Annotated in this window: 15 protein-coding genes; 8 read left to right on the top strand and 7 right to left on the bottom strand. The window is 50.8% G+C overall.

Features of this window, described 5'->3' with window-relative positions:
- Positions 1–281: 281 nt before the first annotated feature.
- The gene (locus tag WG891_RS04980) at positions 282–1,289 is read right to left on the bottom strand and encodes a LacI family DNA-binding transcriptional regulator (protein ID WP_076942081.1); all 1,008 of its coding nucleotides are present in this window, start codon (positions 1,287–1,289) and stop codon (positions 282–284) included.
- A 194-nt stretch (positions 1,290–1,483) separates the two neighbouring features.
- Between WG891_RS04980 and WG891_RS04985 the strand changes: the two genes are divergently transcribed.
- From WG891_RS04985 to WG891_RS05015, 7 genes are all read left to right on the top strand, one after another.
- Positions 1,484–2,581 carry a cellulase family glycosylhydrolase gene (locus WG891_RS04985; RefSeq protein WP_076942037.1) on the top strand — a complete coding sequence of 366 codons (1,098 nt, stop codon included), beginning with the start codon at positions 1,484–1,486 and terminating at the stop codon, positions 2,579–2,581.
- A 225-nt stretch (positions 2,582–2,806) separates the two neighbouring features.
- Positions 2,807–4,225, top strand: coding sequence for a carbohydrate porin (locus WG891_RS04990; RefSeq protein ID WP_337261752.1), 1,419 nt, complete (start codon positions 2,807–2,809; stop codon positions 4,223–4,225).
- Between the two features lie 78 nt (positions 4,226–4,303).
- Entirely contained in the window at positions 4,304–5,587 is a 1,284-nt protein-coding gene (locus tag WG891_RS04995; protein WP_337261753.1) for an extracellular solute-binding protein, read from the top strand.
- Between the two features lie 64 nt (positions 5,588–5,651).
- Entirely contained in the window at positions 5,652–6,542 is an 891-nt protein-coding gene (locus tag WG891_RS05000) for a carbohydrate ABC transporter permease (protein WP_337261754.1), read from the top strand.
- A gap of 38 nt (positions 6,543–6,580) precedes the next feature.
- A complete protein-coding gene (locus WG891_RS05005) occupies positions 6,581–7,366 on the top strand; it encodes a carbohydrate ABC transporter permease (protein ID WP_337261755.1) in 786 nt (261 codons plus the stop codon).
- An 84-nt stretch (positions 7,367–7,450) separates the two neighbouring features.
- Positions 7,451–8,551, top strand: coding sequence for an ABC transporter ATP-binding protein (locus tag WG891_RS05010; RefSeq protein WP_443006032.1), 1,101 nt, complete (start codon positions 7,451–7,453; stop codon positions 8,549–8,551).
- 24 nt (positions 8,552–8,575) lie between these two features.
- Positions 8,576–9,610: a glycoside hydrolase family 43 protein gene (locus WG891_RS05015; protein ID WP_337261757.1), complete on the top strand. Its 1,035-nt coding sequence runs from the start codon at positions 8,576–8,578 to the stop codon at positions 9,608–9,610.
- 492 nt (positions 9,611–10,102) lie between these two features.
- Here WG891_RS05015 and WG891_RS05020 read toward each other — a convergent pair whose 3' ends face one another.
- The 4 genes from WG891_RS05020 to WG891_RS05035 all read right to left on the bottom strand — a co-directional run bounded on the left by WG891_RS05020 (position 10,103) and on the right by WG891_RS05035 (position 15,063).
- The gene (locus WG891_RS05020; RefSeq protein ID WP_337261758.1) at positions 10,103–11,344 is read right to left on the bottom strand and encodes an MFS transporter; all 1,242 of its coding nucleotides are present in this window, start codon (positions 11,342–11,344) and stop codon (positions 10,103–10,105) included.
- Between the two features lie 160 nt (positions 11,345–11,504).
- Positions 11,505–12,371: a DMT family transporter gene (locus tag WG891_RS05025; RefSeq protein ID WP_337261759.1), complete on the bottom strand. Its 867-nt coding sequence runs from the start codon at positions 12,369–12,371 to the stop codon at positions 11,505–11,507.
- Positions 12,372–12,685: 314 nt separating this feature from the next.
- A complete protein-coding gene (locus tag WG891_RS05030; protein WP_337261760.1) occupies positions 12,686–13,111 on the bottom strand; it encodes a cupin domain-containing protein in 426 nt (141 codons plus the stop codon).
- Positions 13,112–13,233: 122 nt separating this feature from the next.
- Positions 13,234–15,063 (bottom strand): thiamine pyrophosphate-binding protein, encoded by a 1,830-nt coding sequence (locus WG891_RS05035; protein ID WP_337261761.1) that lies wholly within the window; start codon positions 15,061–15,063, stop codon positions 13,234–13,236.
- A 340-nt stretch (positions 15,064–15,403) separates the two neighbouring features.
- On the opposite strand from WG891_RS05035, the gene WG891_RS05040 reads away from it, so the two are divergent.
- Positions 15,404–16,276: a LysR family transcriptional regulator gene (locus tag WG891_RS05040; protein WP_337261762.1), complete on the top strand. Its 873-nt coding sequence runs from the start codon at positions 15,404–15,406 to the stop codon at positions 16,274–16,276.
- A 48-nt stretch (positions 16,277–16,324) separates the two neighbouring features.
- On the opposite strand, the gene nuoN is transcribed toward WG891_RS05040, so the two are convergent.
- Together nuoN and nuoM are read right to left on the bottom strand one after the other, a co-directional pair.
- Positions 16,325–17,782, bottom strand: coding sequence for an NADH-quinone oxidoreductase subunit NuoN (gene nuoN, locus WG891_RS05045; RefSeq protein ID WP_337261763.1), 1,458 nt, complete (start codon positions 17,780–17,782; stop codon positions 16,325–16,327).
- Between the two features lie 6 nt (positions 17,783–17,788).
- A complete protein-coding gene (nuoM, locus tag WG891_RS05050) occupies positions 17,789–19,318 on the bottom strand; it encodes an NADH-quinone oxidoreductase subunit M (RefSeq protein WP_337261764.1) in 1,530 nt (509 codons plus the stop codon).
- Positions 19,319–19,489 lie beyond the last annotated feature (171 nt).

A 19,489-nucleotide genomic window follows, 5' to 3' on the forward strand; every position in this document is an offset into this window, starting at 1 on the left:
AATGGGTGATGAGTAATTATGTCCACCTGAGGAATTCGCTATGCGTAAGATCCGATTCACCGAGCACCAGATCATTGCCATCCTGAAACCAGTCGGTCCAGCCACGGGAACGATCATAATTTGCATCCAGTTCATCAATCTTCTCTGCCATTTCAATAGGACTATGAGCAGTGACCCATGGAGAAACTTTATCTGTTGGCTGCCCAACAAGTAACACAGCAACTTTTTTGACTTGCCCCGCTAACGTGGAACAACCATTTATTTTTGCGCATCTAAATGAGTTACCGTATTGTCGAACCACGGATTTGTAATTTCCCCGCCATCCTGACATGTGTCGTGGTGCATTCCCCTTGGCAGAGGTATTCCACGGCCATACGGCCCAATTCTGTGTACGGTAACTGCACACTGGTCAGCTTGGGCATGAGTTGTTCAGCAATTCGCTGATCGTCATATCCTGCGACCAGAATATCCTGTGGCACCTTCACTTCCATCTCTGCTAAAGCCTGATAACACCCCAACGTCATCCAGTCACTTGAGCAAAAAATCGCATCCGGCCGAGAAGCACGGTGCATTACCTGATAGGTTGCTTGATGTGTTTCATCGAGGCGCCAGTTAGTTTTTATCACTAGTGCGTCATCAAATGGGATACCTGCATGTTCCAAAGCCGCTTTATACCCAGCGAGACGATGGTGAGAGGCATCCATCCAGTCGTCCCCCATGATATGCGCGATGCGCCTTGCGCCTTGATGAATAAGATGGCGCGTAACCTGCAGCGCGTTGGCGTAGTCGTCTGGTAAGAAGGTTGATTGAAGTGGATAGGCATGGTCATAAACGTTTAACAATACCAGAGGCAGTGTGGTGCAATGATCGAAAAGCGAAAAATCGATACCTCGGGTAATTGGGGAAGCAAGAACGATCCCGGCACAACGGCGCTGTTCAAGCTGCCGGATAATGCGCAGCGCTAAATCAACATCATCACCGTAATCGTAAATCGTCAACAGTACGTCGTTGCGCCACGCCTCATCACGCGCCTGACTGAGTGCATCAACAAAAGGATCATAGCTTGGCATCGAATTGATAATAATCGCAATTTCTTCTTGCCCTTCCACTTTATGTGGTGAAGGGATCTTTTTATAACCCAGCCTTTGTGCCGTGTTGATAACCCGTGAACGTGTCTCATCACTAAGCTTGATGCTCTGTGCATTGTTTAGAATAAGCGACACCGTAGCCTGTGATACACCCGCTTCGCGTGCAATATCATTCATGGTGATTTTATTTTTCTTTTCCATTGCATCCATCATCTTCTGCCTATCTGTTCGCACTATATCACAGTGAGTTTGTCGTCACATTTCACCGGCGGGGAATAACAGAAGTGTGACCATGCATACAATTTCACCATCATAGGCTTGCCGTCCACCACCATTGCTAATAAATATTAGCTAATAATATTAATTACTGTAGTGATCGTAGGATAGGAGTGGTTATGCACCAACAGTGGAGTAAAGAGCAGGCAAATGATTGGTATCGGCAACAGGGATGGATGTGCGGTTTTAATTACCTGCCACGTTCAGCGGTGAACTGGACAGATATCTGGCAGGCTGAAACGTTCAATGCCTCTATTATTGATGAAGAGCTGAGCTGGGCGGCGCAGGTCGGTTACAACACCTTGCGCATCAACCTGCCTTTTATCGTCTGGCAGCATGACCGGATTGGGCTGTTATCGCGTATTGATACTTTCCTCGGGATAGCTGAAAAACAAGGCATCCGAGTCATGTTGACGTTGATGGATGACTGCAGTTTTTCAGGCGATGAACCTTACCTTGGCCCTCAAAAGGCACCGATTCCAGGTAAGCATAATAGCCAGGCGGCAGCCAGCCCCGGACGAGATAAAGTTTGCGACCCGAGTACCTGGCCGGAAATTGAAGGTTATATCCGCGATATTGTGCGGACGTTCCGCAATGACAAACGCATTGTGGTATGGGACGTATACAACGAGCCGGGCAATCGTGGCACCTTTGCCACCGGAATAACAGAAACGCTGTATCACGAGAAGCTGGAAAAATTCGCCTTGGAGCTGATGGTGCTTGCATTCGGTTGGGCACGAGAGGAAAACCCGACACAGCCCTTGACCGTGGGTGCATGGCACCTGCCGCTGGACGAGGATCAGCCCGATGAAGAGATGTTTCAGCATCCGATCGATCAGGCCGCTCTCAAGTTGTCAGATGTGGTCAGTTTCCATGCCTACATAGCCACATCCAAAATGGTTCGAGTGTTACGCTATATGGAGCAGTTCGATCGCCCTATATTCTGCACCGAATGGTTGGCACGCCATGTCGGCAGCAACTTTGAAGAACAACTCCCACTGATGCATGCCTGCAACGTCGTCCCCTATCAGTGGGGGCTGGTACGCGGCAAAACCCAAACCTTTATGCCATGGCCTGTCGTGCTGCAGAAACGTGAAGATTACGCTCATCTCTGGTTCCATGACGTTTTTGACGAACATGGTATTCCTTTCCGCAAGGCGGAAGTGGAGCTTGTCGCTCGCCTGAGTAAAGTGGGTTTGCATCCACGAGTTGGATAATGACCACCACCTTAACCATATCCAAAATAGTTCATACCCAGTAAACCGTTAGAGAGCCAGTTCCAGCCATTGAAATCAATCGATGGCTTTTCTGGACGATAAAACCGTAGGGCATCTTCGAACCGGGCCAGCATACAGGATAAGGCTCAGGAACGAGCAAATGGCCCACTTCCCACCGTGCCTTGTAACTTGGCAACGGAAATAACCAAATAGAAAGGATATCTCATGGCCTCTTTGAAAGTATTACCGCTGGCTGCCACAGCTTTGTTTTCCGTTAGTGCCATCGCAGCGAGCGATGATATGGTCTCGCGCAGTGAACTGAACAAAATCGTTGCCGCTGCCGTTGAGAAAGCCCTTAATGAAAGGCAAGAGAAGCTGGAAGCGGCAATGGCTGAGAAAAAGGCTGTAGAAGAGAAGCCGGTTTATGGCGAAGTTTCCGATCTTAAAGTTCAGCCGGAGTCAGAAAAAAAATCAGATAAAGAAGATCCTAATAGATTAGTGTTCTCCGGCTATGCGCGCTATGGGGCCCATTATCAGGCGGATGATTTGAAATATGTGGGTGTTGATGGTTCTTTTAATGGTGCTTCATCGCTAGGGCGTTTAGGTAATGAAGGTAACGGGGGGGAATTCCAGCTTACCAAATTTTTCCGTAGCGAGCAGGGAGCTATCTGGGATGTGAACGTAATGATTGACCACTGGGGAGATGAGGTCAATCTGAAGAAAAGTTATGCTGGCGTGACACAGGTACTTGATTCCCAGCCTAATGCTTATCTCTGGGCGGGGCGCGATTTTCACCAACGCTTGCAACAGGGCATTAATGACTACATGGTGATGAATTATGATGGTCAAGGCGCTGGTATCAAGAACCTTGAATTAGGCTCGACCAAACTGGAGTTAGGGGTGGTCAGTGCGGTGGAATGGTGTGATCCACGGCTGATAAGCGATAACAACAACCCCAATCCTTCACGAGTTACCTGTACAGGGGGCGGTGGTGTTGGCGATAGCGGGCATTACGCATTGACGTCGAAGCTGTATAACATCGATTTGGGGATTGCCGATCTTGAGTTATATGGTAACTACGGTTTTGATTCTAAAGCGGTTGATAAAGACAAAAGGTTGAATGCCTGGCAGAGTGCGCTGGTGCTTGGGCGCGGTTGGGAACACGGTTATAACCGGTTAATAATGCGTTACAGTGATCGTGCCGATAACAGCGTTTATTGGAAAACAGAAGACCTGACGACTATTTTTGCCAGCGCAGAAGGCAATGTTAATTTCTCTAAGAAAGCCTCTGTTGAGTATTTACTGGCCTATCATGATTTCCATATTGAAGGTAATGGAAAAGATAACAGAACTAATTACGGGATTATTCTACGCCCTATGTATTTTTGGAATGATGTTCATTCCACCTGGTTTGAAACAGGGTATCAGATCGTGGATTATTCAGAAGGTGGCAGGAATTCAGGTTGGAAAGCGACCCTTTCACAAAACATCTCGATTGGTATGGGGCCAAGCTTCCGACCTATGTTGCGTTTCTATGTCACTGCTGGTGAGGTCGATAATAAGCGCAACAAAAGCATTCTTAATAATGATGATACCAGACTGAATGCGTTAAATGTTGGGGCAATGTGGGAAGCCTGGTGGTAATCACCAGCTGTTTTTCCCAATCCCTATCAGTCAAATAGATGCATTTACTTTACTGAATTAATAAAAGGATCATGAAAAATGAACAAGTCAAAAATTTTGTTATTGTTGACTATGGGGACAATATTATCCCCAATCGCGATGGCACAGACTACGCTCCAATACTGGACATTGCTTAATGGCGGTGATGGCGCACGAATGAAAACCTTGGTTGAAGGTTTCAATGCCAGCCAGGACGAATATAAAATAGAAACAACGGTATTGAATTGGGGGGAGCCTTTCTACACTAAACTGAAAACAGCTTCATCGCTGGGCAGTGGCCCAGATATGGCGACTATTCATTTGTCCAAGATTTCCGGTTTTACACAAACTAATGGCTTGGAACCCATCACAGAAGCAGCATTAAAAGGTGCTCGCTATGACTCTAACAAAATTTTCCCATTGCTTTGGCAGCAGAGTACCGTCGAAGGTAAAAGTTATGCCCTACCGATAGATACCCATGCGCTCGTTCTCTATTACAACAAGGATATTGTCCGTAAAGCCGGTCTTTTGGATGAGCAGGGCAAGCTTAAACCGATTGACTCTTTAGAACAGTTCAACACGGCACTCGAGAGTGTCAAACAAACCGGTGCCGCAGGGCTTAGCATGGAAACCTCTCCCATGTCCTACATGCCTTATCGGTTATGGTTATCAATGATTCGCCAGCAAGGTGCGCAAACTATCCAGAACAACCAGTTCGTCTTCGGTGAAGCCGGCAGAAAAGCGATGGACGCCATGGCAAGTTGGTACTTACAGGGTTATGCCACCAAGGGACTGGATTACTCCTCCTCAACGACTGAATTCTTGACCGGGCATTCCGCCTTCATGCTTAACGGTGTGTGGGAGATCCCTTCGGTCATGGATAAGATGAATAACAAGCAGCAAGCTCTGGATATTGGCGTTGCTCCGCTTCCTGCCTTCTTTAATGGCAACCCAGCCGTCTGGGCTGACTCGCATGCTATCGCCATTCCAAATAACAAAGGGAAGCCGATCACGGCAGAGAAGATGCTCGGCATCGTGAAGTTTGCTACCTATGTCAACGAGCATGCGCTGACCTGGGCTGAAGGTGGCCATATTCCTGCTTTTGAGCCAGCGGTGAGCACCGAAACATTTAAAGCGATGCCACTGGTGAATGACTATGCCACTGCAACAGCAAGCCACATTATCTATGAGCCCGATGGTTGGTACAGTGGCGCTGCCGGTCCTCTACAAGCCGCCGCTTCCAAGTACTTTCCAGCCGCGTTGACAGGCCAGCTTGCGCCCGAAAAGGCCCTGCAAATGTTTGAGCGCGATGCGGGTAAATTTATGAACCGCCCCGCTCGCTAATACACTGTGTGGCGACAGCCAGCGGGTTATAAGCAGCAGTTTTTTTAAACGGTGGTACTCAGGTATGTATAACCAATACGGACAAAAAACAATCTCGGCCAATGCAGGTAAGACGTTGATACCCTGGATGATGTTAATGCCATTTTTACTTGCATTCGTGCTCTTTTTTGTATTGCCTGCACTGCAGACATTGCAGCTCAGCTTTACCGATAGCGGCTTAACAGAAACTCACGGCTATGTTGGGTTAGCTAACTATGTTGAACTGTTGCAGGATCCTGGTTTTTGGTCTGCGATGTTGCATACGGGGTACTTCTCGCTGCTGACGGTGGTTCCACTCACGGCTCTAGGGTTGGTCATGGCAATGTTGATCAACCGCTTGAGCTACTTTGCCAGTACGGTGCAGGCTATTTTTTTCATTCCTAATATCTTGCCGATCGCCGTGATGGCTATGATCTCCAGTTGGATGTTACATCCAACTTTTGGCGTGGTGAACCTGGTTGCTGGTACCCAGGTCGCGTGGTTTAACGATCCTGACTTTGCCATGCCGATGGTGGCACTTGCCACCATCTGGTGGACGGTGGGTTTCAACGTATTACTGTTCCTCGCCGCATTAAAAAATATCCCTCAAGATCTTTATGAAGCCGCGGGATTGGATGGCGCGACCCGCTGGGGAACATTTCGCTACATTACCTGGCGGCAACTACGTCCGGTTACCCTGATGGTCTTTGGTTTGCAATTGGTTGCATCGTTAAAAATATTTGGTCAGACCTACCTGCTTACAGGAGGAGGGCCATTTGACAGTACAAAAGTCGTGCTCCACTACATGTATGAAACGGGATTTGTTAATCAAAATGCCGGTTATGCTTCTGCCATCGCGGTGACTTTCGTACTCATTATTTTGCTGATCCTGTTACTGCAATCTTTGCTTAGCCGTTTTATCAATCGTCGGAGTTAAGATGAATATAAAGCTGAGTTTCTCTGCTGGCCGTGATATTGACTCTGCTGCTGTGTTTTCTCTGGAGCAGCCCGCTGTTGTGGGCGTTCAGTACGGCATTGCGTTCAGAGGCACAAACTGTCTCCGGGTTACAATGGCTGCCCGATCCTTCCACCGTTGAAGCGTTCGTCAATGTGTTGACCTTCGGAAGCTTACCGACCTTCTTCATAAACAGCGTTGTCACTTCTTTAGCGATCACCGGCGTGACTTTGCTGATTACCGTGCTGGCGGCCTATAGCTTTTCGCAAGTCAGATTCCGGGGCGCCAATCTGCTTTTCTGGAGCTGCATGTTCGGGATTATTTTTCCCTTTGAGGCGTTGGTCATCCCACTGTTTCGACAGATTTACCATATGGGGTTGGTTGACTCGCTTGGCGGGATCATTCTGCCGCAGATCGTCTCGCCTATGGTGCTTTTTGTCTTCAAACGCTTCTTTGATCAGGTTTCCAAAGATTTTCGTGAAGCGGCAATCCTGGATGGGGCCAGCGAAATCCAGGTGTTATTGAAAGTCTATATTCCACTGTCGAAGAATATTATTTATGCCATGGCGATTATTACCTTTATTGGTGCATGGAATAATTTCCTCTGGCCATTCCTGGTGATCAGCTCTACCGAGAATATGACGATCCCGATTGGCTTGACCCAATTGAATGATAGCTATGGCGTCAGATATGCACAGAATATGGCATCGGCGCTGATTGGCGGTATGCCAGTTGCGATTATTTATGTGATCTTCCAAAAGAGGGTTGCTTCAGGTTTTCTCGCCGCGACTGGACTGAAAGGTTAAATGAATGTTTGGGTTAGCTTGGTTGCCTGAACAGGTCCTCACTTTATTACAACCTCATTGAGGTTGGTGAAAGAGATCAAGAGAATGTCGAGTGTAATATTGAACGATGTGAAGAAAATTTATCCTGATGGAAATCAAGTCATCCATAACGTTAATCTAAAAATTAACAAAGGGGAGTTTGTCGTTTTTGTTGGCCCTTCCGGCTGTGGTAAGTCAACGTTGCTGCGGATGATTGCGGGGCTGGAGGATATTACTGCGGGTGAGGTTCATATTGGCGACAAGCTGGCGAACAAGCTTGAAGCCGCAAAACGGGGAGTCGCGATGGTATTCCAATCTTACGCGCTCTATCCACACCTGACGGTAGAGGAAAACATGGGTTTTTCCTTACTGTTCAATAAAACATCCAAGAAAGAGATCGCCATTAAAGTTAATAAGGTGGCAGAAACCCTGCAATTGGCCCATTTGCTGAAGCGCAAACCGGCAGAGCTTTCCGGTGGACAGCGGCAGCGGGTAGCGATTGGCCGAGCCATCGTCCGTGAGCCGGAGGTCTTTCTGTTTGATGAGCCGCTTTCTAATCTGGACGCGTCGCTGAGAGGAAAAATGCGCACAGAGTTGGCGCGCTTGCATCAGAAATTGGGCACGACCATGATCTATGTCACCCACGACCAAGTGGAAGCCATGACCTTGGGCGATAGGATTGTGGTCTTCAATAAAGGATACATCGAACAGGTTGGTTCCCCTGTCGCACTCTATCAACGTCCTGCTACCGAATTTGTTGCGACTTTTCTGGGAACCCCAAGAATGAATATTCTCACAACCAGAGTAAACGCAGAAAAAGATGATGCATGGCATCTTGAGCTGGGGAATGATTTCCCTATCAAGATTGCCAAGGCCAGGTTTGATTGTACCGGGCATCAACAAATAAAGTTGGGTATTCGCCCGGAACACCTGGCAGTCGTGGAGGAGAATAGCAGCGAATGCCATCTTAGAGGCCACGTTTCGCTGGTAGAGAATCTTGGGGATTCAGCATTCTTGCATGTTCAATGTCCCGGAGTCGATCCTTTGCTGTTGGTAAAAATAAACACCGACTCCCATATACCTGAATGCCATGAAGCTATTTCTTTGTCGATTGCGTTTGAACACATTCACCTGTTTGACAAAGACGGTAAAACGTTACGTTGCTGAAACTCTGTTAAAGGATATCTCCAGATGAAAAGGAATATGAAGCATCAGGTAACGCACTGGATGGGTATCTTTATTTTATTAATGATGGGAAATATCATGTCATTACAGGCAAATACCACGTTTACTAACCCGGTCCTGAGCGATGGTGCCGATCCGTGGGTAGTACATCATAGTGATGGTTATTATTACTACACTCAAACCACGGCGAGTAATATCACGCTATGGCGCACGACAGATTTGAGTGATTTGGAAAATGCTGAACAGAAAGTCGTATGGATGCCTAAACCCAATAGTGTAAATAGCGAGCATGTCTGGGCACCTGAGTTACATTATCTGGATGGCCGTTGGTACATCTATTTTGCTGCATCTGCAGGTGATATGACCCGACAACGTATGTATGTGCTGCAATCAGAAAATAGCGATCCGTTCAGTCACTATGATTACCCAGCGGCAACTCAGTCTGGAAAGATAGCGGATGCCAGTGATAAATGGGCTATTGATGGCACTATTTTCGAGTTTGAAGGAAAACGTTACTTTATCTGGTCGGGTTGGGAAGGCGATACTAATGAACAGCAGCGTCTTTATATCGCCAGAATGGCTACTCCGTGGCAATTAATGGGTGAACGTGTCGAAATATCCAGGCCCGAATTTGCGTGGGAACAGGTTGGAACACCGCAGGTTAACGAAGCACCACAGGTGTTATTCAACCCTAAAGGCCAGGCGTTCATTGTTTACTCTGCCAGCGGAAGTTGGACAGATGATTATTGCCTTGGTCTGCTGCTGTTCAACGGGGGCGACCCGATGGTAGCGGCTAATTGGCGTAAACATCCGGCACCGGTCTTTAGCAAGAATGAAGCCGCCGATGTCTATGGCCCGGGACATAACGGCTTTTTTACCGACAATCACGGACAAGCTTGGTTGATTTACCACGCGGCAAAATTCAAAGGTGCGGGGTGGGCGCGTGAAATCCATATGCAGCCTTTTGGCTGGCAGGCTAATGGACTTCCTGCTTTTGGGCGAGCCATTGGTTCTCAAGTGCAACAAGCCAGGCCGAATTGAATCAAATAAAGGACTAAACACTCTCCAAGAAAACCGGGGCGGTTCACAAATTGAGCAATACGCTGGTCTGTGTTGATAAACACGTCGAACTTCTCTTTGGCGATATCAATACCGACGTAAGTCTTTTGCTTCATCTCATGTCTCCCAGCCTTGCGTGATACGGACTGACAGCATCGTCGTCCAGGCAGCTGTTCGGGCTCATCATGAAACCGACGTGGCGCAATAAGCTCTCCCACGGGCTTGGTGTCCCAGAGGGCGTACGTGCTGCCACGCCGGGTAAGAACACGGTACAACCTATCTTTTTACATCAACTACAAACATACAAGGGCGACGCCTTTAGCCATTGATGCATGATTATGCAGTTTTGCGTTTAACTGACCGGCATTGCAGGTAATCGGGGGATTTTCATAAAAAAAACAGCGTGCAAGCACGCTGAAAATGATACACAACACCAGGGAAATCGGTAGTAATACGGCTTACCCTTAATCCGTTTTAACGTGGGAATTTGGCTCGCATTACCAGTAAACCTAGGGCCAGGCAAACCACGGCGCTGACCAGAAATAACAGATTAACGGCCAGATGCAGGCTGGCATGGTCGATCACCACTCCCAACAAAATAGGTACCCAGTTGGCAACGTAGGCAATCACATAAAATAACGAAATCAAACGCGCATGGCTGGCCTTCGGTGAAATCAGGTTCACCAAGGTGGCACTGCCAACAAAGATCGCCCCGTAGGCATAGCCCGCAATCACCATACCCACCGCGGCCAACCCCAGCGAATAGAGCTGAATTGCCTCGGCAAACACCACCACCGACAGCGCCTGCGCCAGGCAGCCAAACATCAGCGAATAGCGTGCCTTAAAGCGACGGCTCAAGATCTGGCTGATACCGGCAATAACCAGATACACCGCGATCACATAACCATAAACGCCGCGGCTTTGCATACCCAGCAGCTTTTCGGCCACGCTGGGGCCTATCGCCAGAATACTCGCCGCTACCGCCCAGCAGGTGAATAATGCCCCAGCACACAGGAAAAATTGACTGCCGGTTGCGCGTAACCCTGCCGCCAGGCTGCTGTTTTCCACTCTGGTTTCCACAGCCTGCCCGCTGCTTACCACCAGCGCCACATCCTGCGGCCATTTCAGCATCACACCCAATGCTGCGGTGGCAGCAACGAACATAATAATGACAAACGGCATCGACGTGGTATAGAACCCGGTCTGTAATGCCACACCGCTGAAGATCGGCCCCAGCGCCAGCCCGGTAGTGAACGAGAGCGTGGCGATCAACGCCGCATTCTTGCCCCCGTCCTTGGGGCCAAAACGCACTAGGGCGATATTCGCCGCGCCGGTCAACGCTCCGGTGCCGATCCCAGCCAGCAAACGCGCGATAAACAGCATGGTAAAGGAGTCCGCCAGCGCAAACAGCAGTGCTCCAACCAGCACCACCAGCAACGCCGGGACAATCATGCTACGCAGATCCCGCACTTTACCCGCCAGGTTGCCCACACCGAACAAAGAAATCAGCACACCTGCCGCATAAGCGCCATAAATCACCGTCAGGCTTACCGAGGTTAACGCTAACTCATGCTGGTAAAGAGGATAAAGTGGCGTCGGCGCACTGCTGTTCAGCAGCGCAGACATCAGCGCCAGCGCGAGAAACCACAGAATCGCAAAACGCGACGCCCCCGAATCCGTTCTGGCTGATCCATCAACCGCCACACCCTCTGACATTACTCTCTCCCGCAACGATCGGGCCTTCGCCCGCAATCAACATCGCTTGCCGCAACTGCTCCTGTCGGAAAGCGCGTTCATCATACCGTTCGGATCTCAACGTCAAAATAGCCAATAACGCATCACAGTGATTCATTAATGCATGCATTTTGATGCAAAATCACACCGACGCTGTTTTAGCTGCTGTTTTCGCCGGTGCGCGCCGTAACATGGCTAACGCCCCGGAGAAAATAATCAAGGCCATGCCAACAGCAGCCAGAGAAGACAGCGCTTCTGCGAAAATCAGGTAGCCGAGCAACGTGGAGAAAATAATGGTGCTGTAAGAAAGGATGCTGACAATCACCGGGTTACCGCTGCCATAAGCCCGTGTCATGGTGATTTGCCCCAGACTGCCGAAGATGCCGATGGCACAAACGCACAGCAGCGTGGCCGCATCTAGAGCCGCAAAGCCGACGATCGTCGCCATGACCAGGCCCACCAGCGTCCCGACCAGCGAAAAATAGAACACCACGCGCAACTCAGGCTCGCCGGTACGCACCAGTTTACCGACGTTAAAATAAGCCAGCGCGGTTAATAACCCGGAAAACAGGCCGACTAACGTCGCTGCGAATTCACCGTGTGGCACATCCGGGCGCAGCAAGATGAGGATCCCGACAAACCCTAACAATACGGAGAACAGCAGTTTACCGGTCAATTGACCTTTAGTGGTGACAAAAGCGATCACCGACTGGAAAATGGGATTGGTGTAACCGAGGGTGGTTGCCGTCGCGATAGGCAGATGGATCAGCGAATAGAAACCGCAGTACATTGCAGCATTGCCAATGGCGGCACGTTTCATATGTAACCCAAGATGCCGGGTGCGGAAACCGATATGCTTGACCTTAATCAGCGCGGCCACGATGGCCACATTGATAAATGAACGATAAAAAATGATGTCAAAAAAACCGACCTTCGCTGAAGCCAGTTTGATACAGGCCCCCATCAAGGCGAAAAACGCACTGGCAACGACCATCCATAAAGCAACCATGATTTCCCCGGAATGCGGCCCAAAAGGGCCGCAAAATGATTTATACCCTAAATAATTCGAGTTGCAGGACAAAAACGCAACGCGTTTTTGAACAGCACTTGTGCTGGCCCCACAGGGGCGAGGCCCAAACTTGGGCCGAGTAACGCGACAAGCTCGTGACAAATGGGTCGTAGACCGATTTGAACAGCGCTTGCGCTGGCCCGTAGGGTGAGCCTCATTAATGAGGCTCATAATCCCCAGGAGCATAGGCCACTATGTGACTGGGGTGAACGAGCGTAGTCAACACACCTGCAGCTTGAAGTATGACGGGTATATTATTCGGCGGCTTTCACCGTCAATGGTTTATTATCTGCACAGGCAAAAAACACCAGCATTTCGGCGCCCTTATCACCAGAAACGCCCTGATGGATAATATCTACCGTATCGGTAAATGAGTCACCCTGTTTAAAGGTTTTTTTCACGCCAGTGGCTTTCACCGTCAAAGAAACGCTGCCGCCGGTCATGTATACCGCACTGATGCAAGGATGAGTATGCCAGGCCAGCACTTTATTCGGCTCCACCGTCACCTTAAGCATGGTGATTTGCGGTGCCCCTGCCGGGTAGTGGCGGTAAGCAGTGCCTTCCCATGAGGTTTCTGTTTTCAACAGGGTTTCTTTGGTGATCCCTTCGCCGTGTTCACCGGCCGCCAGAGCGTTGCCTTGAAATGCGGCCATTAATGCCAGAAGTACCCATTTATACATGGTTATTGCTCCATCGTTGTTGTGATAAAAAAATAGAATGGGGTGAAACATGGAAGTGAAGTGGATAGCAATAGTGCAGCAAATAGCGATACGCCACACCCACGGGTATGGCGTATCGCGTTTTATATCCTTTTTATACGCTGCTCGTATGCGCGAATACTTTCCGCATAATAATGATTAGGGGCAACGTGGTTCCCCACCATCACTTCAATCAGGTATGGGCCATCATGTTCAGCCGCAGCGCTAAGGGCATGCTCCAGCTCCTCAAGCGTCGCCGCACAGGCCGAAGCCACCCCTAAACTGTTGGCAAAGGCTTTCCAATCATGATTCGGTAACGCGGTATACGCCGCAGAAACACCCCGGTTTTGCAGCGTATCAATATGCACTGCACCGTGTGCACTGTTGTTCATCACTACAAAGGTCATTTTTACCTGATAGCGTGCCGCAGTCTGGATCTCCATACCGTGCATCAGCATACAACCATCACCGGTGACGACCAGGCAATCGCGCTGCGGTGCGGCCAGCTTGATGCCGATACCGGCACAGATTGCCCACCCCATCGGCGCCAGAGAGCTGGAGGTATGGTAGTCACCGCAGCCACGCGCCTGCCAGTGGTGTGCCATAAAGATACGATGCGCACCTGAATCCACCACCACATTAGCGTCATCGGCCGTTCGGCGGCGCAGGTGTTTAATCACATCCCCGGGGTACATATTGGCTTCGCCCTGGGCGATGCGCGCTACCAGATCCGACTGCTGCTGTTCCAGCGGTAGCGTACGCACCTGTTTCATCCACTGATCGCGCAGCCGGTTTACGCACACCAGGCGCGCATCGTCATCATTGATGATGTGCAGTAGGCCCTGCAGGGAACCGTGCAGATTAGAGAAAATCTGTACGTCAGGCTGATAGTGAGAACTCGCCTTATCGAAGTCCTCATCAATCACCACCAGCGTCTTAGTGCCATGCAGTTTAGGATCCCAATTCAGGCTATCGCGCTGGCTGAGATCGCACCCCAGCACCAGCAGGACATCCACGCTGTCACCATTAATGGTTTCCACCGCACGGGTATGACCAGCAAAACCATACAGGCCCAGCGCCAGTTCATGATCCTCAGGGAAAGCCCCCTTGCCCGAAAGCGTGGTAGCAACCGGCAGGCGGTATTTTTCAGCCACACGTAACAGCAGCTCGGCATCCGGCGGATTATTCACACGGCTCCCCACCAGGCAAGCCACATTCAGCCCGCGCAGGAGATAGTTGTCGAGCAGCATATCCAGCGCCGGTTGATCCACTGCCGCTTCGCGGCATGCCGGTATGCGCAGTAGCTCTGGCTGGTTTCTTCCGGCAGCGACCGTCTTCTGCATATCAATAGGTACGCTGAGATAGGCGCGCCCTTTGCGCTGGGTATTCAAGCAGGACAAACTGCGACGCAGTTCATGCGGCAGGGTGAGGTTGTTTTTAACTTCAATGGCCGTGGAGAGCAACGGCTTAACGATCGTCAGCTCATCAAGGCCGCTGTTGCTGCCATCTTGAAATGCGCCCTGCGCTTCATGGTAAGTGGCAATCCCGCCCGCCAGATAGAGTACCGGGATTTTATCGGCCTGTGCGGCCGCCATGGCAGGTAGGAAATTCATGGTGCCCGGGCCGGAAATCCCCAGGCAAACGCCGAATTTGCGGCTGGCGCGGGCATAGCCATCAGCCATAAAACCACAGGCGGTTTCGTGAGCGCCAACGATGCCGGTAATGGTCGAATGTTCAATGGATTTAATCAGCGGGTAAACAAGCTTGCCTGGCACCAGAAAAATATGTTGGATTCCACGCGACGCCAAACCTTCGATAATCACATCTGCATTGTTTTTTGTGGTCGCTTTAACGTCAGGTGTCGGGACCACTCTGACGCCCCCCGCAGTTGCCAATGCTACGGGGGCATACATGCTCTCTACGTGAGATTCCATTTTTTATATCCAGTCTTGATAAGCCAAACTGATTCAGAGCGGATCTCATCAAGCAATTACGCCCGCCAAGACCGGCTCTCATACCTATTTGCTGCTGCTGGAAAGGTTGCTCCAAAAACGAAATGTGCACCAGATCACAACACGAGCGCTGATAGCATAAAGATTGTTTAATAAAAATAAAGATGCAAAGCTGCTTCACGAGGATGCATTTTTCATATTCTGAAACATAATGTATAATTATGATACATGAGACTCATTTTTCGCCAAAACCTTTTACAACAAGGTCTTCACGCTGGGAATGGGCTAAAAACAGATAAGATTCCAAGAAGGAAACGGCACAATGAATTGGGATGATGCACGATTCTTCCTGGCGGTGGCACGCTACGGTACTTTACGAAAAGCGGCGAATGAACTACGCGTCGATCAGGCCACCGTCGGGCGGCGGGTCAGCGCTCTTGAAGAAACCTTGGGTTCCAAACTGTTTATCCGCACGCCAAAGTCATTCTCCTTAAGTCCGCTAGGCGAGGAGATGCTGGCCGATGTGATTAATATGGAAAACGCAGTGCAGGCGATCGGCCGTAAAGCCGCCAGCGGCGACGAAAGCCTGTGTGGCAACGTCCGCATCGCCACCACCGATACCATGGCAGAAGCCTTTGTTATACCGGCACTAAAAAACCTGCGCGAGAAATACCCGCGCATTACCGTGACCTTACTGACCGCGGTCAACATTTCTGACATCTCTTATCGCGGGGCCGATCTGGCGATCCGCGGAGCCCGTCCAAATTCTGATGAACTGGTGATCAAGCGCCTGGCCACCATTGAAATGGGCCTCTATGCCACGCAGGGTTATCTCGACAGGCAGGGAATGCCAACCAAGGGCGATCATTTACGCGGCCACGATCTGCTGATGTTCCCACGTGAACTGGTGCCGCGCCACTGGAGTAACTTCTGTGGCGAAACCCTGGCCGATCCCAATGTGGTATTACAATGCAATTCGCAATTGCTGCTGCGTTCCGCGACGCGTAATGGTTTGGGGATTGGGCTGCTTTCGTGTTTCCTGGCCGATAACGATCCCGATCTGGTGCGCATCTTTCCTGAAAACAAAGACTGGGTAGATATCTGGTTGGTATTGCACCCTGATTTACAGCGCGCGGCGCGCGTTCGAGCAGTAGTGCAGGCATTGGAAGAGTCGTTTCAAACTTACGCTGAGTAGCCATTAAAAAAGGTCGCCGAAGCGACCTTTTTACTGCTTAAATCTTCATCAGAACATCGGTTGGGCCATCTGCACCAGACTGATCAGCGGCTGCGGGTAAATACCCAGCAGCAGCACCAGCGCGGCAGAGATCAGCACCACCACCCCGCCCGCCGTCAACGCCCAGTTATTTGGCGTATCACGAACCAGTTTTTCCGGTGCGCTGAGGAACAAGCTGACGGTCACACGCAGGTAGTAGTACAAACCAATCGCACTCCCCACCACCACAGCACCGGTCAACCACCACAGGTGCGCGCTGACACCCATCGCAATCACGAAGAATTTACCGATAAAGCCCAAGGTCATCGGGATCCCCGCCAGCGACAGCATCATCACGGTCATCACCGCAGACAGGATTGGCTTGTGCCAGAACAGACCACGGTAGGAGAACAGTGAGTCAACGTCCGGGCCGCGGTACGGGCTGGACATCAGGCTGATCACACCGAAAGCACCCAGGCTGCTGAACAGATAACCTGCCAGATAAACGCCAGCGGTCTCCATCGACAGTTGATGGGTTTGCACCGCAATCAGCGCCACCAGCAGATACCCCAGGTGAGCGATGGAGGAGTAACCCAACAGACGCTTAATGTTGGTCTGGCTGATCGCCATCAGGTTCCCGAACAGAATCGAGCAGAAGGCGATAATCGACAACACCATACGCAGTGCTTCGCTGTCAGCGGCCGGTGCATACAGGAACAAACGCATCACTACCGCAAAGATCGCAATCTTGCTGGCCGTTGCCAGGAAGGTTGAAACCGGCGCGGGAGCGCCCTGATAGACATCTGGCGTCCACAGTTGGAACGGCACCAAAGAGAGTTTGAAGCCCAAACCTACGATCATCATGCCCATACCGGCCAGAATCAGCGGCTGGTGCACCATATGTTCCTGCAGGCTTTTACCCAGCCCCGCCAGCGACAGATCGCCGGATTCCGCATACAGCAGCGCCATGCCGAACAGCAAGAAGCTCGAGGCCGCAGCGGACAGCACCATGTACTTGATGGCTGCTTCGAGCGAACGCTTCTGGCGATAGGCATAACCCACCAGCCCAAACAGTGGCAGCGAGATCAGTTCGATACCGAGGAACAGCGAAGCCAGGTGGTTGGCACTCGCCAGCAGAATACCGCCCATGGCGGCAATCAGCACCAGCAGGTAGAACTCTTCACGGTTATCCGGGTAGCCCACCAGCCATGGATAGGCGAAGGTACAGGTTGCCAGACTCGCCACCACCACCAGCCCGGTGTAGAACATCGAATAACCATCAATCCGCATCAGCGGAGTGACATCCATAGGGCCAACCTGGCCGACAAAATAGAGTGAAAGCAGCGCCAGGTTAAGACCGATGACTGTCAGGGTGGCGTTGATAAAATGATCGCGTCGCCACGCAATGCACAGCATCACAACCACCACCGTCAATCCGACGATCAACAGCGGTAACAGTGCGATCAGTTGTTGAGGAGTTATTGTCATGGCGAATTACGGCCTTGTTGTTGAAATTGCTGAAACTGACGGACCAAACCAGTGTTGCACGTTGCTCATTGCCGCACTGGACGTGTCGAGGATCGGTTGAGGGTAAACGCCCAACAGAACCAACAGAACCACCAACAGCAGAATGATGAACAATTCACGCACGGACATGCCTGGCAACGGTTGATCAGATTTCGCTGCACCATAGTAGGCACGCTGCATCATGATCAACGCATAAACCGAAGCAAACACCAGACCGAAGGTAGAGATCACGGTGATCACCGGCACCACTTGGTAGCTGCCGAACAGGATCATGAATTCGCCGACGAAGTTACCAGTGCCCGGCATCCCCAGCGTTGCCACAGCGAAGAACAGTGACAGTGCAGGAATCAGCTTGATTCGGCCCCACAGGCCCCCCATCTGACGCAAATCACGGGTATGCAGGCGCTCGTACAACTGGCCACAGATGATGAACAGACCGGCCGCAGAGAGACCATGCGCAATCATCTGGATCACTGCCCCCTGGTAAGCCAACTGGCTGCCGGTATAGATGGCAATCAGCACGAAGCCCATGTGCGAAACCGAGGTGTAGGCGATCAAACGCTTGATATCGGTTTGGGCAAACGCCATCCAGGCACCGTAGAAGATACCCACCACACCCAGCCACATGGCAATAGGTGCAAACTCGGCAGAGGCATTCGGGAACAGCGGCAGGCTGAAACGCAGCAGACCGTAAGCAGCGGTTTTCAGCAAGATCCCCGCCAGGTCAACAGAACCTGCGGTGGGTGCCTGGCTGTGCGCATCCGGCAACCAACCGTGTAACGGCACCACCGGCATTTTCACCGCGAAAGCGATAAAGAAGCCCAGCATCAGCAGGTATTCAACATTGTGCGACATCGGGGTCTTCAGCAGATCCTGATAAGCAAAAGTCCACACGCCTGTCGCGTTGTAGTGCACAAATACCAGGCCCAGTATCGCAATCAGCATCACCAGACCGCTGGCCTGGGTGTAGATAAAGAACTTGGTTGCCGCCGTGATACGAGTTTTACCATCCGACGCCTTATGACCCCACAGAGCGATCAGGAAGTACATCGGCACCAGCATCATTTCCCAGAAGAAGAAGAACAGGAACATGTCGATGGCAAGGAACACACCGATAACGCCGCCCAGGATCCACAGCAGGTTCAGGTGGAAAAAGCCCTGATACTTCTGAATTTCACGCCAGGAACAGAGGATCGCCAGCACGCCCAGCAGGCCGGTCAACACCACCATCAGCAATGACAGACCGTCCAGCGCCAGGTGGATATTGATGCCAAAGCGTGGGATCCACGGCAGCAGGAACTCGGACTGCCACTGCGGAATGCCCAGCGGTTTGGTCAGTGAATAGCCGCCCTGCAACCACAGTTGCAGAGAAAGCGCCAATGTCAGCCCCATTGCAATTAACGCGATCCAGCGCGGCACCTTTGTACCGAAACGCTCACACTGCCAACACAGCAGACCGCCGATAAAGGGGAGAAGAATTAGCCAAGGTAATAGCATGGCGTTTTGTATCCCTTATTCTACCCTTCGCCTTTCAAGCTGGTGCGTTGTTGGCTGCGTATACTCACCCCAGTCACTTACTTCAGTAAGCTCCTGGGGATTCGTACACTTGCCGCCTAGCCCCAACTTGAAATTCTTGGGTATAAAGCAAAAACATTGTACATAACGCTG

Source organism: Serratia sp. MMO-28 (assembly GCF_037199905.1).
Taxonomy (GTDB): Bacteria; Pseudomonadota; Gammaproteobacteria; order Enterobacterales; family Enterobacteriaceae; genus Chania; species Chania oryzae.